A 15,263-nucleotide genomic window follows, 5' to 3' on the forward strand; every position below is an offset into this window, starting at 1 on the left:
AATAGGAGAATGCCGAAACGCACGAATCATGCCTTGATAATATCCCTTGGGATCCATATCGCAGTGATGTTAGCGGTCTCTCCATTTCTCGTGAATCACTTCGATGTAGAGAAAGAGCACATCTCAGCCGAGATACTAAAGCCAGAACCCGAGAAACAAATCAGAAAGCGGGTTTTACCCATACGTACGCCCTTAATACCGCAAGCGAGCGAAACGGAAGCGTCTGACGCTTCCCCTGCTTCACCGACATACTCGCCAGAGGTAAGCGTACCGAAGGCACCAGTTCATGCCGATGTAACCCCTGATGTTGTCACACATACCGATGTCCCGCAAACAGATGCCCCCAGTCCTGTGTCGAATGCCAGTTTCGGGGAAGATGGAACACTGGTGGGTCCCGTTGTCGTTGATGAACAGCGTGGTGCCGGTGTCGGTAGACCCGGACGCGGACAGGGAAGTGGAAACAACGGTATTGGAGATCGTTTCACTCACGGAACAGGCGCAGCAGATGCCGGACTTGGCGTGCTTGACGGTATAGATGTAGGACTCGGTATCTTTGGTACAGACGTAATGCCTGGACACGGTTTAATTGGACAGGTTTACGTTCCCGGTGGTGTAATCCAGCAGATGCCTAATTTCGATCAGTTGACACCCGTCTATACCTTTTTTACGCCGAATCTTGATATATCGGAACGAGAGTATACCCAAGGATTTCCGACCCCGGAAATGCAATCTGTTGTTGAGGATTTTGCAATCCGTTTTCGCGGTGAGTTAGCAATTGATACGCCCGGGGATTATGTCTTTGGACTCTTGTCAGACGATGGGTCGAGGCTTTACATCAACGGGACACTGGTTGTAGATAATGATGGCATTCATCCGCCGATGGGAAAAAAAGGGAAAATAACCCTCGAAGCAGGCATGCACCCTGTGGAAATTCACTACTTCCAGGGCCCGCGATACTCTATCGCGCTACAGTGGACCTATCAGCCTCCAACCGAACCCTCTTCTGGAATGGGTTATCGAATCTCGGTAACAACACCCTCACGGCGTTGGAACTGGGAATCAAACATACCCGGAAGGATTGTCCCACCCGAGATTATATATCCTCCGGGCAAGCCTCGTATTCCAAAGGCACTGCAAAAATTGCAGCAGCGTTTGAAGAACATTGAAAACACCGGTGAACAGTAAATGCGATATGCCACTACAAAAATATTAATACTGCTCCTGCTTTTCGCTATCCCTACAGTCCATTCACACTCAAACAACGGCACTGTCATTTTTGACGCGCCGAATGTGCCGTCATCTGAATTTCAGTTTGATTTAGACAAACGCGTCATCGAACTTGTGCTGGAAGATCCAAACGCCCCTATTGCTCCGTTATTTCGTACAGTCGATAATTTGCGCCTCCGGAACTACCGAAGTCGATCTGTCAACTTTAAGGAGTTAGTCCAATATTACGACGAAACGCTAAAAGACCGAGGGTGGAACGCGTTAGGACAAGGATTTCAAGCAGATGTTGAAAGCGGCAATTTGTATCTCTATATTCTCCAAGGAAATGAAACTATTAAAGGAATCTTAGTCGCTGTTAGAAGCGGCGACGGTGTGTACCTGATAAACATCGTTGGTGAAATCCCGAAAAAACGGCTCGGTGAACTCCTGCTAAATCTTGATCAACTCGGTATCGAAATCCCTGAATTGGGGTTAGTCAAACCTCAAGACCTCGAACTCGCACTACCTCCACCACCCCCACCGTCTGAGATAACCCCATTAACACCAGAACCGCCGGTTACAACCGATGTTGATGGAAAGGCAACGCTGTCTTTACCCAGAACCCCAGAGCCTAAAAAGTCTTGGAATTGGAATTTAGACGGTAGACCAATTCACGATGTTCGACTTGTAGGTGTCAATGAAATTGAGGGTTCCAATATCATGAAGGTCCTCGAAAACGGCTCTGGCGACATTACAGCGGTTATGCCAATTCTTACCAACGTACTCCTCAATAGTTCCAAAAAAGTATCTTTACGCGTTGAAGAAGCGGATGCTGAGCAGATTGCAATATTTACTGTTGGAGATTTGCCTGTTACGCGGACAATTTCCGTCTTGGAATCTCTGACGATTTCTGGATCGCGTGGGGACCAAATTCAGAGATCAATAGCTGCCAAGTCGATTTCAGGGGACACAGACACGCCAGCAACACCGACCCGTTTTCTCGCTGCTGATGCGCCAATCCATGAAATCCACATTCGAGGGAATCAGAAGGTTCCAGAGACACGCATTCGACAGACGCTTGAAAACGGTTCCGAAGACCTCGAGCAGGCACTGAAATCTCTGTTTAAGGTGATGCCCTATTTTGAGGAGGTCCGTCTGCAAGTCGGTGAGGAAAGCGCAAAGTATATCGCGACAATTACCGTTGATGAAAAACTGATCTCTACCGACCTTTATCTCGGTCTCAACCCAAGGGCACGTCTGGGGTTTAACAGGGTGACGGGGTGGGAAGTCGGGACTGGCTTTGAAGTCGGAAAACGTAAAGACATTGGCCCGCTTTGGATGTGGAATATCAGAGGTTCTGAGACCGATCAGACCTCAAAACTCTTCGGGAAACTGAGTTATGCGTTCGGAAATCCGCATTACCATTACCGTCTTGGCGGCACGGCGAATTGGGGAACACCGTACGTCTGGAACCTCGGACTTACGGCACAAATTCACCGATTGACAGATGTCGTTGCGCCTGAGCATTTTCTTGATTACAACAACGGATACAGTATTTTGCAACGCGTTATTGGGGTCCCTGACTTTCAGAATTACTATCTACGACAAGGTACTGAAATCGCGTTGCAGTGGGCACCGATTATGCCGAACCACTGGTTCAGACTGGCAGGGGTTACGGAATCGCACGCCAGTCTACAGAAAAGCACGGATTGGTTTATTGCTAATTTAACATCAAGCCTCAGCATCAGAGAAAACCCACCCATAACCCCCGGACGTATGCGGGGGGTCACCTTCCAATACGATTTTCATAATCGAAAAAATACGCTCAGTTGGCACAATACGCTGTTCGTTGAACACAGCAATTCCGCTGTCGGTTCTGATTTTGATTTCACACGTATGCAATTACACTTTCGGTATGCCTTCCCGCTTGGATATAACCAAATCCGTACTCGGTTGCTATTCGGATTTTCCAATGCGTCCCTTCCAATCCAACGCCAATTTGTGATTGGGGGGATGGGTGGACTCAGAGGTTATCCTTGGTATAGACAAGAAAATGCGTCTGATGGTATAATAACCTATGAAAGTGGACATACGACTTCTCCATACCCATTTACGGGAGACCGAGGCTTTCTGCTTAACGTTGAATATCACTATCGTTTGTCTAACCTATTCAGTTGGAACATTGCCAAAGACATGTTTGCTGTGGTCTTTCTTGACGAAGGGCAGGTCTGGGATGTATCCGATGGCGCGTATGCCTTTGATCCGAAAGGAAGTATCGGCATAGGTTTACAGTTTGCCAGGGCGAATTCTGTTACTGTTGTTAACATTAACGGTTTGAGTTCAAATGCAAACGATTTTATTCTCCGATTTAACGTCGCCAAAGCCCTTGAGTCTGGCAAAGGTATTCAAGTTACGACGGCTTGGTATCATAGTTTTTAGCCGTTGTCAGTCAGTAAAGCGTAGACTGATTCAACCAATTCTCCAAAAGTCAGAATCCTTAATTGCATCTTCCTAAAAAATATGCGAACTCTCCTGTTATTAGTTATCTGCGTTCTGATATTCGCGCCCATTCAATTGTTGAATTCAGATGGAGATAGCGACCTCTTCACCTTCGTCCGATTAAGATATGGGGGACAGCTGACCTGGCGGAGCAGTTGGCGCGTCGATTGGCCCGCCTCCGACCGGAATTTCATCTGGCAACTCCGTAAACAGACAAATATTAATGCTGCACCGCGTGAGAAGATTATCGACGTGGGCGCAGTAGAACTGTTTGATTATCCGTTTGCTTATATGCTGGAGGTCGGAAGTCTGAGGCTCAGCCAGAACGAGGCGGCAAACCTGCGCGAATATCTCTTACGCGGTGGATTTATCTTTATTGATGATTTCCATGGACAGCGAGAGTGGCGGCGGTTTTACACCGAATTTAAAAAGATCTTCCCGAAACGAGAACCCGTGGACATTCCTATATCGCACCCTATTTTCCGATGCTTCTTTAAAATTGATGAACTCATCCAGATACCGGGACTCCGTTCATTTTTCAGTGGACGCACCTATGAGCGATTTGACGGCTATCCTGCATATTGTCGTGGGGTCTATGACGACAGAGGTCGCCTCATGATGATGATTAACTTCAATACCGATCTCGGAGACGCATGGGAACATGCCGCTGAGGCTTTCTATCCGCGCGAATACTCGGATATGGCACTCAAAATGGGTATCAATGCGGTCATTTATGCTCTGACCCACTAAGACCAATTCCGTTAAACTTTTTACATCCGTTCGTGTCTAAAATGTAACATCTTTTAGGGCAGATTTTCGTATCTACACCGATAGAACTCCGCTACAGAAAATCAGGGAGGCAATAAAGATATGCTAACGCGCAAGCAGAAGTTAGATTTCCATGAGAACGGTTATATTTCTATCCCAGGTGTTGTGCCGCAACTGATGGTGGACGCAGCACGGCAGGCAATCAACCACTCCATCGGTTCGGTTGGCATGCACCAAGGCGACTTGGAGCGGTTCCGAGCGCAATCCTACTGCAACGAGATTCGGGAAGCCCCGGAACTTGTGGATCTCTTTGGTAGAACGCCGGTTCGCCAAATTGCCGAATCGTTGATGGGTGAAGGGAACGTCCAGATCCCGAAATCTGCACAGATAGCACTCCGATTTCCTGGACCCTTACACACAGACCCGAACGAACCGGGCGGACATCTTGATGGACTCGGAAGCGGGACAAATGGGATGGCGAAAGGGGTCTATCGACGCGGGTTTACGGCGCTTGCTGTTATCTACCTTGCGGATGTGCCAGAACCGTATAGCGGAAACTTCACCGTCTGGCCGAAATCGCACAGTTTTTTTGCTGACTATTTCAAAAAGGAAGGGCATGAAATCTTAGCGAACGGGATGCCAAGACCGGAACTTCCTGAAGGACCCAAGCAGATCGTCGGTAAGGCGGGAGATGTTGTCCTAACGCATCATCAGATTGTTCATTCCGCAGCACCCAACGCCGCAGCGAATATTCGCTATGCAGCCATTTTCCGTTTGCGCCACGTTGATTGTGAGCAAAACGGTTACGATGCTTACACTGATATTTGGAGAGAGTGGCCCGGAATTCAAGAGGTCGTGGCGGCATCTGAGGCATAAAGTCGATATTCACAGAATGCAAAAAAATGGGCGGTGTTGTATCACCGCCCATTGATTTTTTATCGAATGTCCTTTAGATCCCCCCAAGTGGTGGTCAGTTTTTCCCTCGGGTCAATCTCAAAGGGATTCTCGGTTCCCTTAGCAAGATGTTCAATTTCTTTCTCAGTGAGTGCCCGATGGAACATGAGGTACTCGTCCATGATACCGTTAAATGCCCATGTCGGTCCCGTCGCTGCATCGAACGCTGCGGCTTCCGAACCGATTCCGATGAACCCGAAGCGCGGGAGTCCTGCGCCGATAACCTTGGTCGTAGCGGCTACACTACCATCTAACTCACCATCAATATAGGTGCGTTTCTCATCTCCATCAAACCATGCGACAACGTGATGCCACTCCTCGTCCGCAACCTCTGTTTCGCCAAACCAATCGTGTATCGGGCAACAATGATCGAAGGCAAGGAAGGTCGTTCCGATATTCGCACCGACATCATCCCCCACCGCGAATCGGAAGAATTCACTCCGATCCCAAGACGCAATCATGCCTCTTCCAGGGGCATTCACCCATGCTGCAATAGTCAGTTCTGGAAACGGGTCCTCGTACATGTGATCCCGTACAGAGATATAATCCGTTGCGACACCCGGAAACTCCAGACCTTCGGCGACCTTGCCTGGCACTATATCGATGTTGTTCCCCTTGATGAGTCCGTCATTTCCGTTCCCGGATACATCAAGCACATCATCACCTTTGATGGTATCTTTGTTGAAACTGTAGTAGATGATGAGATCTTCCTCACTGACCCCTTGGGCATTGACTGTCAACGTCGGACTCACTAAAATCAACGCTAAGGTCAAAAATCCTAACACAAGAACGATTTTCATTGACAACCTCCATCTGTAAAAAATGGGCAGTGTTATGTCACAGCCCGTTGGTTTCCTATTCCTATCTATTGGCTTTAATATGACCCCAAGTTGTACTCAGTTTGCCATTCGGATCAACAGCAGTAGTGTCTGCGAACGGATCTTCGGGACCAGTCGCGAGGTGTTGAATTTCTGCTTCAGAAAGGGGGCGGTGGAACATAAGGTACTCGTCCATGATGCCGTTAAACGCCCAATTCGGTCCGGTCGCTGCATCAAACGTACCCGCTTCTGAGCCAATTCCGATGAATCCGAAGCGGGACTGTCCCGCGCCGATAACTTCGGTCGTTGCGTCGGTACTCGCATCCAACTCACCGTCAACGTATATCCGCTTCTCCACGCCGTCAAAGACTGCGACAAGGTGATGCCACTCGTCATCCGCAACATCTGTCTCGCCATACCAATCGTGTATTGGGCAACAATGATCGAAAGCGACAAAAGTGGTCGCGGCATTTCCACCAACGTCATCACCAACAGCAAAACGGAAGAATTCGCTCCGATCCCAAGACGAAATCATGCCTCTTGTGGGTGCTTTTACCCAGGCTGCGATGGTCAGTGCTGGGAATGGGTCAACGTACTCATGGTTCCGTACCGAAATATAATCTGTCGCGGCACCCGGAAAGGACAAGCCTCCGGCGACTACGCCGTCCACGGGCTCGATGTTGTTCCCCTTGATAAGTCCATCGTTTCCGTTTCCAGAGACATCTGCGACATCATCGCCGCTGAGCGTGTCTTGATTGAAACTGTAGTAGATGATGAGTTCATCAGTACTAACGCTCTGGGCATGACTCGTTGCGATGACTCCTGTTAGCATCAAGCCTAACATCAGAAATCTGAACATAAACGCTGTTTTCATCGTTAAATCTCCTTCTATCAATCGTATCGGTTCAGCAAAAATTTAATAGAAAAACGAACTTTTTCCGAATAAACCCGTCAAAATAAACGAAAGCAAACAGGAATATCCCTTGAGAATTTATAGGGTTCGATTTCCGATAGTCCAAAGTGCTATCTAAACAGATATAAGCACTTGGAAGTGTTGCTTCTAAATCCATGGGAACTGCTTTGTAGTGTTTCTATCCTACCACAGACCAGAACACTAAAAAGGGGTATCTCATGGATTTAATTATTGCCACAACTTATAGACTTTACGTTTACCTTTTTATCACGTTCGTATAGAAGGACAAACCGCGAAGTTAATAACAACTACCCTATTTTGCTAAATAATAAATCAAGCCTCTATTTTTGTCAAGAAGAAATTCAGAATTATGAGTTGAGGGGCATTATTTGCAGGTATTTCGTAGCGTAGACTATTAGTCTGTGCCATAGTAGCCACAATCTAACAGATTATGCTACAAAATCAGTTCAGCACCGCACGGAGGGTCACACCACGTTTAGGAGTCATCTGTCAGGAATTTTTCCAAATAGAACACATCACAGAATCTATCCTCAAATTTTACATGTTTTTTGGCGACACCAATTTTCTCAAAACCGAGATTGCCATAAAATCGGAGTGCCCGCGTATTATCTGCTAACACCTGAATCGAGATTTTCTCAAAGTTCTTCGTCTTGGCAAATGTGAAAGACGCTTCAGCCAGGGACCGTCCAATCTTATGCCCACGAAAGTTAGCATCTATCCACGTCCCGACTGTTGCTACATGTTGCATTGAATCAGTATACTGTGCCAAACCGTCCAGTTCAATGACTTGGATGCCGACAATCTGAGTGTCTACTTCAGCGACAAACATCGCGCTCCGTGGACACAATCCGTTGATAAAGTTGCGCTCGTCTTCTTCTGTGAAGGTATTCGTTAGCGCAGTATATCTCGCTTCAAGGATAACTGAGTTAAGTACAGAGGCGACAGGTTTCGCATCCTCTGGAACTGCTTTTCTAATGATGATGTCCATTGTTATTGCGTTTTTAATCTCCCCCATGTCGTTGTAACTTTATCTGCCGGTTCAACGGAGAGTTGGATTCCGTTATCCATATCGCTTTGGATTTCATCCGCCGAGAGTGCAACACTCAAAATCTGAAGTTCATCGATGACACCGTCGATACCGTTGCCAATTCGGAGCGGCGCGTCATTGGTTTCAGGATCTTTCGCGAAATCGCCAGAGTTTTCTTCTTTGCCATTAACATACAACTTGAACGCTTTTTTGTCGTAAACTATTGCAACGTGATGCCACTTTTCGTCAACGACATTGGTCGTACTCTCCAATTCAACAGCATCCGTATTTCCATCACTCGCAAAGATACCGTAGATTTTGCCGCCCCACATTTTCAAAGTGTAGTTTCGGGTAAGCCGATCATTTCCGACCTGTTTGTAGGCGATATTCTGCTCGCCACCGCCCGTGTCGTTCAGGAATTTTACCCATGCAGCGACTGTAAACATTTTCAGATTTAACGTGTCTGTATGTTCAACTTCAAGGTAAGTCCCGGGCTTGAAGCCGACCGCCTTTCCAAACTTACCATCAACCCATTCCAGTTTTCCATTAACAACACTCGCAGTATGCTCATGCCCTGAACTATCAACCGCTTCGTCGCCTGTTCCCTCATCAAAGAACCAGATACCAACAGCATCTGGGTGTTGCGCAGAGACAGGCAAATAGATCGCGAAAATGGAGAGTAAAGTGATTAAAGATAAACAATATTTCATCCAGTTATCCCTCCTATAATTTAGGTTTAAGAATATCCACCCACACCCAATAGCATCCGTTCTTCCAGATCCGCATCTTCAAGAAAAGCGTGGGTTAAACCGTCTTTGGGTTGTGGACCACCGTGTGGCGATTTCCGGAGCCATGTCGGTGTATAACTCAAAATCAACATTCTCCGTTTGGCATTGAGCGTTGGCAATCCTCGGTGCCAGAGATTTCCATGGATTAGGACACCGCCACCGGCTTTCACCCGTAGTTCGACTTCCCCTTCTACCGGTCCATGAGTGTGCGGTGTTGCCTTGTCTAACCAGTTGTGTGAACCTGGGACGACGGCTACTGCGCCTGTGTCTTCGTTGAGATCGTCAAGATAGATAAGAGAATCCATACAGTGTGGACGTGAGAACCACGGAGGCAACGGGTTGGAAACCACTCGTAGATGTTGATGCCACGGGGTTTGCTGTTCTCGATCCTCACCGGAATAAGTGATACGGGCACTCAAACCGCGCAAACGCACCAAGGGTCCCATCATTGCACGGGCAATTGATAAAGTCGGTTGAAACTTAAGGAGTTCTAAGAACACTTCATCTTTATCCATCAAGTGTCGCGGGATGAACCCCCAACCTTTCTTTCCAGCGATGGCACTGTCCCGTTTTTCCCACTCTCGTTCTTCCAAACGTTCAAGAGCATCTCGCAATTTTTCGAGTGTCTCACCTTGAAAGAGGCCTTCCCGAACGAGATACCCTCTCTCTGCGAAGGTCTCCAACTCTTCTGGCGTGGCATGCACGTCTATCTCCCAATCCTGGCCCGTTTCCCCGTTGGGATTGTGCTGGTTTAGGACTTGGTATTGGAGTTTGTGTCGTTCCATATTTTCCTCTTAAGTGTCAGTATTGATTTCGGATATAATCAGTTACCTTCAAGACTTGTGAATAAATCGCGATAGACAGGCAAGGCAAGCTCCAATTTCAAGGTTTCGTTAATGCTAAACCATCCAATCCTTGCGTGCTCTTCTGGTTGTAAACACTCTGGTTCGCCTTTCCAGTCCTTTACCACAAACACATAGTAGGTGTGATCGTTATTGGAATCATATAGCGTTGAAATGTGTTCAAACCGAATAGGTGTAACCCCGATTTCTTCCTGCAATTCTCTGATGAGGGTCTGCTCCAGTGTTTCGTCACTTTCGCAGTGTCCACCGATCATGTCCCAGACGTTCGGATAGGAAGTCCTGCGCTTAGCCCTTTTGCCTAACAGTATTTTTCCGTTCCTGAACAAGATTCCGAGAGCGCAAACTTTTATTTCCATGGAATGAATTCCTTAAATTGTAGGCATCACATTCCCACCGCACACCGGAATATAAGCACCCGTGATGTAGCTTGCAAGGTCTGACGCGAGAAAAAGCACGGTATTGGCGATTTCTTGGGCAGTCCCACGCCGTTGCATCGGCACTTTGCTCCAATAGTGTTCGTCGGCCGCTCTCGATTCACTCTTTTCGCTGATTGTCCATCCCGGCGCGACTTGATTAACAGTGATACCGTGCGCGCCTACCTCTTTAGCAAGGACTCGCAGGACACCGTCCATACCCCGCTTGCCCGATGTATACGCGCTCTGTCTCTCGAAATTCTGCATTGAGCATTCCGTGTTAATACTGATAACACGTCCCCACTTGGTTTCAATCATTGCAGGAACAAACGCTTGTGCCATATACACATTATGCAGAACGCACGATTGGAACTGACTTTCGTAGTCTTCTGCGGGCTGCTCTAAAACAGAAGTCCAACTGTACTGAATGACGGCGTTATTAACGATGATGTCCGCCGTGCCTAATTCTTTGAAGACAGTATCACGCATAGCGTTTATCGATTCCTGATTGGTGACATCTGCCTGCACAGTGATTGCCTTTACACGTCTGGCAATAATTTCGTCTTGAAGGCGACGCGCTGTCTCGACATCCCTATGGTAGCAGATTGCAATATCCGCTCCAGCTGTCGCCAAGGTCCTGACCATAACACGCCCTAACGCACCTGAGCCACCTGTAATCACGGCAACTTTCCCGCTCAGATCAATCGGAATCATTTTTACCTCCGTTTATCTTTGCAAGAAATCGGTAGGAATGCGAGACATCGGGTAGTTTGCATCCTCGTCGCGATTGGCAATAGTTTCTGGTATCTCACGATCCCAGTAGTCCGGGACAGTGTTAGGGCGACTGTGCCAAGCAAGGATGAGAGTCCGTCGAACATCGGTATAGTTTTGGTGGGCAGAATGTAAAATCCGCGCGTCTGCCATTACCAACGAACCCGCTTTCGCACAGACATCTACCTGATCCGGATGATCGCTGAACATCACCGGATGATCCGCATCAATGAACCGTGCCCCTTGTTCGTGTGCAGGCACTAATATGTCGTGTAAGTCGATGCGTTTACGATGTGTACCTGGGATTACTTTCAAACAGCCATTTTCCCGCGATGTATCGGTGAGATAGTAATTAAGAAAAATCGTCTGGGGCCACGGCGCGCAGCTGAGTGGATCGTTCCAGCGCATCCAGTCTTGATGCCAATAGAGTGGGGGGCCTCCGGATTCCTTCGTCAGAATAATAATCCCGCCGGACGTTACAAAATCTCCAAACCCGATCTGTTCAAGGGCATCACATGATGGCTGCCATTCCAACAATTTTTGAATATGTGGATTATCTTCACCGCGGACGTTGACGTGCTGTCCTTGATAGATGACATCCTCCGGTTCCACGTGTCCTGCGATAAGCCGTTCTGACTCATCCCGAAGTTCCTGTAAGAACTCTTCTGTCAAAACATCGTCAACAACGCAGAACCCCTCTTCAATCATCTGCTCTCGTTTTTGTAGTGCGACTTCAGGGGTCATCGCTCACTCCTTTGTGTATGAATACCGTTCTGAAGTTAATTCTATCCAATAGCCTGCTATATGCAAGTTTATGTTATTCTATACGAATTCGCACGAGAAAACAACAATTTTTCCAAAATCCCACAAATCCTTGAATCCTGAAAATCCTGATTCTGACAATTGAATGGCTCCGATTGCTTGGGTAATGAATCTTGACTTACTTCACTATTTTCTGCTATACTTTCACAAACAGGAGGCAAGGCAGATGAAAACGACAGGAAAAACAGTAAACATTCCCATACTGGAAATCTCTGCACAAGAGCGCGCTGAAAACAGACTCACACCCGAAAGCGTTGATGCCGGGGCGCGCCTCTTACGCGAGGCAGGATTGGTGGTCATCGAAAGTGTCCTTCCACGTGATTGGATAGCAAAACTCGATATTGCTATGGAAGAAGTGCTTAGTAATGAAGAGAACGGGCATGAGGGTGAACACCCGATGCTAAAGATGCCGTTCATGGACCCACGTATTATTGACAACCCGTTCGCAATGCCGATTCTGAAAGCTGCTATGGGTGAGAAAATTTTTGCGTATCTGCCTTATGGCTGTAACTCGACGCGTCCTGGTAGCGACATCCAGTGGATTCATCGAGATTCAGGACAGCTCTTTCCTGAACTACCCTTCGCGCTCCCTGTTTCAACGATTGTGGTTAATATTCCGCTCGTCGATTTTACAGTAGAGAACGGGGCAACGGAGGTGTGGCCCGGTTCACATCTCATTATTGATGATCCTGCTGTCCGTAATTCTCCATACAACGTCTGCGATGAGGAACGCGCTGCACGACTTCCATCTTTTCAGTTAGAGATGCCCGCAGGTTCAGTCGTTGTCCGCGATATGCGGTGCTGGCATCGGGCAATGCCGAACCGTTCACAAACCGTCCGACACATGCTTGCACTCGTCTATTTCCGAAAGTTTCACCACTCCCCGGACGCGCCAGGAATCTTCAGAGCACGTGTCCCAGAAGAGATATGGAGCAACATGTCCGAACAGACGAAAGAGGTATACCGGTTTCAAACGCACGATTGAGGAGAAATATGGAACGCACGTTATTGATTCATCCTGAAATGCCTGAGCTTGATAGGGAACACGGCTTCTCGAACATCAATGGTCCCTCGCTGGTCCGTGTGCCGGAATGGGTAGAGAATCCGTTGGGGAAGTATTATCTCTACTTCGCCCACCATCGCGGTGCCTACATCCGATTGGCGTATGCCGATGCGATTGAAGGTCCTTACACCGTCCACCCTCCGGGTGCTTTGCATCGCGACGATACTGTCTTTCGAGGATGTGACCATATCGCTTCGCCGGATGTACACATAGACGAAGAGAATCGACGCTTCTTTATGTACTTCCACGGAAATCCCCGTGGTGGGCAAGTAACCTCTTGGGCTGTCTCTACAGACGGTGTGGATTATACCGCCTCAGATACAATGGATAGACGCAACAGAGCCTATTTTCGTGTCTTTTGGTGGAACGGACACCCGTATGCGACGTATCACGGTTGGATAAGCCGGGCAGAAACACCGGAGTGGACAGCATCGTTTATCGAGCGAGACACGCCGCTCTTTCCGCGCAAGTCTCCAACAAACAATACCGGTTTCCCGCGACACACGGCGAATCTCTTGGAAGGCGATACACTAACTGTCTATTATTCACTTTACGGAGACAGGCCAGAGCGTATCAAGAAAAGCACGGTGCAGTTAACAGACGATTGGAATGACTGGCAGCCATCTAAACCGATAGAGGTTATCGCGCCGAAACACGATTTCGAGGGAGTCGATCTGCCGATTAAACGGTCAACGGGTGGGTTAGATCGGGAACGTGTGCATGAACTCCGGGATCCGGCTATCTATTGTGAGGATGGAAAAACGTGGCTTCTTTATTCTGTCGCTGGGGAGCAGGGGATTGCGATTATGCAGATAACTGATTAGCTAATACCCCAATTAATGGGCATTTCATAACAAAGAACTTAACAATTCGTTCCAATAGTTTAAATGAGCTGTCTTAATGTCTGTGTTTCGGTCAAAATCCAACTGAAGATTTTTCGAGTAGCAATCTAAAAACAGTTTTGGATTGCTTAACAACCGCAGATAGTATTTTAGTGAGGGAAGGATACCGTTGACAATCACTTCGCAACCGTGCTGCCTATGAATTTGTTGGACTAATCGGTCTATTGTCTCCGAGTCATCAACGTTTGGTTCTGCTGTGGTAAGTAGATAATAGCGACAGACAGAGGTATCAGCAAACTTCTGGTATGCACCTTGAACGAGGTCTGGTGAGATCGGAATGTTGTGTTTAATTTCAACCGCTTCAAAGAAATCCCCATTTTCGTCTAAAACTTCAATATCTCCAATTCCGCCAGATTTAATATCAGATGTGGTGTGGCTCTTTAGTGGTGCGAGCTCTTTTCCAATATATCGCTCGATACCCATAAACATTTCATAAACGGAGTACATTGCTAATATTGGAAGTCGTGAAATATTAGCAACGGAGAAGTGGCATTTTAGAATATTTACTGTATTTTCAATTGTTATCGTCCGTGATAGAATTTGGTCGATCGGGAGGGATTTATCAACATTTTGGGCATTTTCAGGTGTGTATGGCATATTTTTTAAGACAAGACTTACGCGATTTATTGGAATTCAGGAGAATAAACAGATGCCGTAGGTCTCCCTATCAGGATCAGTCCTTGGAGCCTGACCGGAGGCGTTCAATTTCAGCTAACGCCCGGGCAAGTTCGGCTTCGGCGTTTCGGCGTGCTTGTGCTTCTTGCTGGGCTTGGACTTCAGCGTTTCGGCGTGCTTGCGCTTCTTGCTGGACGTATTTATTCGCCTGCTTGACGCGTTCATCAGGTGTCAGCAACCACTGCTCAATATCTGGGTTATACAAACCAAGAGAACCCTCGCGCTCACCTAACTCCAATCCTAACACCGCCGAGGGCAGCCGCTCATTCACGGGCTCTATTTCCCGGTATGTACCATCTACGAGATGAAAACCGGTGAATGCCACCGCTATCTGACCGGAGGGATCGTAGATGAAATATTCTTGTACCGCAAGTGTTTCGGCGTAAAGGTGCTTTTTGCCTGAAAGGTTGTGCTGATACGTACTGCGACTTGATACTTCTAATACAAAATCCGGGGTGTGCCCTTCTTCCCATGTCTTATAGGTGTTCCTCGCTTTTTTCCCTACGCCGAATACCACAAAGACATCGGGGGAGACACACTGCTTTGGGTCCCCTTGAACGTAATACATCATTAGGTTGCCTGATATATAGACATCTTTGTCATTCTGGAAATGATCCTCGAGCATCTGAATGAAAGCCATCATGAATTTGCGGTGTGTGTCTGTTTCAGCCATCGGCTTACCATCCGTTTCAGGGTAGATGAGAGTGGGTGCTGCTTTTATGCTTCGCTGCATCGTTCATCTCCTTTTAATCGTTAATCC

General features: G+C 47.6%; 16 protein-coding genes. 6 read left to right on the plus strand and 10 right to left on the minus strand.

All coding sequences use genetic code 11. The features are described 5' to 3' along the window. The first annotated feature begins 9 nt into the window (after positions 1–9). The 4 genes from OXN25_23170 to OXN25_23185 all read left to right on the plus strand — a co-directional run bounded on the left by OXN25_23170 (position 10) and on the right by OXN25_23185 (position 5,349). Positions 10–1,185 carry a PA14 domain-containing protein gene (locus tag OXN25_23170; protein ID MDE0427769.1) on the plus strand — a complete coding sequence of 392 codons (1,176 nt, stop codon included), beginning with the start codon at positions 10–12 and terminating at the stop codon, positions 1,183–1,185. Next, positions 1,186–3,645 carry a BamA/TamA family outer membrane protein gene (locus OXN25_23175; protein ID MDE0427770.1) on the plus strand — a complete coding sequence of 820 codons (2,460 nt, stop codon included), beginning with the start codon at positions 1,186–1,188 and terminating at the stop codon, positions 3,643–3,645. It abuts the gene before it with no gap. A 135-nt stretch (positions 3,646–3,780) separates the two neighbouring features. Continuing rightward, a complete protein-coding gene (locus OXN25_23180; GenBank protein ID MDE0427771.1) occupies positions 3,781–4,455 on the plus strand; it encodes a DUF4159 domain-containing protein in 675 nt (224 codons plus the stop codon). Between the two features lie 120 nt (positions 4,456–4,575). Beyond that, complete coding sequence (locus OXN25_23185; protein MDE0427772.1) at positions 4,576–5,349, plus strand: phytanoyl-CoA dioxygenase family protein; 774 nt, start codon at positions 4,576–4,578, stop codon at positions 5,347–5,349. Between the two features lie 59 nt (positions 5,350–5,408). Here the strand turns inward: OXN25_23185 and OXN25_23190 are convergent, their stop codons facing one another. The 8 genes from OXN25_23190 to OXN25_23225 form a co-directional block, all read right to left on the minus strand. Continuing rightward, positions 5,409–6,227 (minus strand): LamG domain-containing protein, encoded by an 819-nt coding sequence (locus tag OXN25_23190; GenBank protein ID MDE0427773.1) that lies wholly within the window; start codon positions 6,225–6,227, stop codon positions 5,409–5,411. A gap of 61 nt (positions 6,228–6,288) precedes the next feature. Further along, on the minus strand, positions 6,289–7,119 hold the full coding sequence (locus OXN25_23195; GenBank protein MDE0427774.1) for a LamG domain-containing protein: 831 nt from the start codon (positions 7,117–7,119) through the stop codon (positions 6,289–6,291). Positions 7,120–7,654: 535 nt separating this feature from the next. After that, entirely contained in the window at positions 7,655–8,167 is a 513-nt protein-coding gene (locus OXN25_23200; GenBank protein MDE0427775.1) for a GNAT family N-acetyltransferase, read from the minus strand. A 2-nt stretch (positions 8,168–8,169) separates the two neighbouring features. Continuing rightward, a complete protein-coding gene (locus tag OXN25_23205) occupies positions 8,170–8,916 on the minus strand; it encodes a LamG domain-containing protein (protein ID MDE0427776.1) in 747 nt (248 codons plus the stop codon). A gap of 26 nt (positions 8,917–8,942) precedes the next feature. Beyond that, positions 8,943–9,779 carry a phytanoyl-CoA dioxygenase family protein gene (locus tag OXN25_23210; GenBank protein MDE0427777.1) on the minus strand — a complete coding sequence of 279 codons (837 nt, stop codon included), beginning with the start codon at positions 9,777–9,779 and terminating at the stop codon, positions 8,943–8,945. Between the two features lie 38 nt (positions 9,780–9,817). After that, positions 9,818–10,213: an NUDIX domain-containing protein gene (locus OXN25_23215; protein MDE0427778.1), complete on the minus strand. Its 396-nt coding sequence runs from the start codon at positions 10,211–10,213 to the stop codon at positions 9,818–9,820. Between the two features lie 12 nt (positions 10,214–10,225). Next, the gene (locus OXN25_23220) at positions 10,226–10,981 is read right to left on the minus strand and encodes an SDR family oxidoreductase (GenBank protein MDE0427779.1); all 756 of its coding nucleotides are present in this window, start codon (positions 10,979–10,981) and stop codon (positions 10,226–10,228) included. 15 nt (positions 10,982–10,996) lie between these two features. Further along, positions 10,997–11,785, minus strand: a complete 789-nt coding sequence (locus OXN25_23225; protein ID MDE0427780.1) for a phytanoyl-CoA dioxygenase family protein — start codon at positions 11,783–11,785, stop codon at positions 10,997–10,999. A 244-nt stretch (positions 11,786–12,029) separates the two neighbouring features. Between OXN25_23225 and OXN25_23230 the strand changes: the two genes are divergently transcribed. Both OXN25_23230 and OXN25_23235 read left to right on the plus strand, forming a co-directional pair. Continuing rightward, positions 12,030–12,848, plus strand: a complete 819-nt coding sequence (locus OXN25_23230) for a phytanoyl-CoA dioxygenase family protein (protein MDE0427781.1) — start codon at positions 12,030–12,032, stop codon at positions 12,846–12,848. Between the two features lie 8 nt (positions 12,849–12,856). Next, positions 12,857–13,750: a hypothetical protein gene (locus OXN25_23235; protein ID MDE0427782.1), complete on the plus strand. Its 894-nt coding sequence runs from the start codon at positions 12,857–12,859 to the stop codon at positions 13,748–13,750. Positions 13,751–13,774: 24 nt separating this feature from the next. Here OXN25_23235 and OXN25_23240 read toward each other — a convergent pair whose 3' ends face one another. Both OXN25_23240 and OXN25_23245 read right to left on the minus strand, forming a co-directional pair. Next, positions 13,775–14,251, minus strand: a complete 477-nt coding sequence (locus OXN25_23240) for a hypothetical protein (protein ID MDE0427783.1) — start codon at positions 14,249–14,251, stop codon at positions 13,775–13,777. 250 nt (positions 14,252–14,501) lie between these two features. Next, complete coding sequence (locus OXN25_23245; protein MDE0427784.1) at positions 14,502–15,236, minus strand: Uma2 family endonuclease; 735 nt, start codon at positions 15,234–15,236, stop codon at positions 14,502–14,504. Positions 15,237–15,263: the final 27 nt, after the last annotated feature.

This window comes from Candidatus Poribacteria bacterium, from assembly GCA_028820845.1.
Lineage (GTDB): Bacteria > Poribacteria > WGA-4E > WGA-4E > WGA-3G > WGA-3G.

Coding starts and splice junctions, on each gene's coding strand:
- OXN25_23225 (MDE0427780.1), bottom strand. CDS start 11,785: ATGACCCCTGAAGTCGCACTACAAAAACGAGAGCAGATGATTGAAGAG.
- OXN25_23190 (MDE0427773.1), bottom strand. CDS start 6,227: ATGAAAATCGTTCTTGTGTTAGGATTTTTGACCTTAGCGTTGATTTTA.
- OXN25_23245 (MDE0427784.1), bottom strand. CDS start 15,236: ATGCAGCGAAGCATAAAAGCAGCACCCACTCTCATCTACCCTGAAACG.
- OXN25_23200 (MDE0427775.1), bottom strand. CDS start 8,167: ATGGACATCATCATTAGAAAAGCAGTTCCAGAGGATGCGAAACCTGTC.
- OXN25_23210 (MDE0427777.1), bottom strand. CDS start 9,779: ATGGAACGACACAAACTCCAATACCAAGTCCTAAACCAGCACAATCCC.
- OXN25_23195 (MDE0427774.1), bottom strand. CDS start 7,119: ATGAAAACAGCGTTTATGTTCAGATTTCTGATGTTAGGCTTGATGCTA.
- OXN25_23205 (MDE0427776.1), bottom strand. CDS start 8,916: ATGAAATATTGTTTATCTTTAATCACTTTACTCTCCATTTTCGCGATC.
- OXN25_23230 (MDE0427781.1), top strand. CDS start 12,030: ATGAAAACGACAGGAAAAACAGTAAACATTCCCATACTGGAAATCTCT.
- OXN25_23185 (MDE0427772.1), top strand. CDS start 4,576: ATGCTAACGCGCAAGCAGAAGTTAGATTTCCATGAGAACGGTTATATT.
- OXN25_23235 (MDE0427782.1), top strand. CDS start 12,857: ATGGAACGCACGTTATTGATTCATCCTGAAATGCCTGAGCTTGATAGG.
- OXN25_23240 (MDE0427783.1), bottom strand. CDS start 14,251: ATGGGTATCGAGCGATATATTGGAAAAGAGCTCGCACCACTAAAGAGC.
- OXN25_23215 (MDE0427778.1), bottom strand. CDS start 10,213: ATGGAAATAAAAGTTTGCGCTCTCGGAATCTTGTTCAGGAACGGAAAA.
- OXN25_23175 (MDE0427770.1), top strand. CDS start 1,186: ATGCGATATGCCACTACAAAAATATTAATACTGCTCCTGCTTTTCGCT.
- OXN25_23170 (MDE0427769.1), top strand. CDS start 10: ATGCCGAAACGCACGAATCATGCCTTGATAATATCCCTTGGGATCCAT.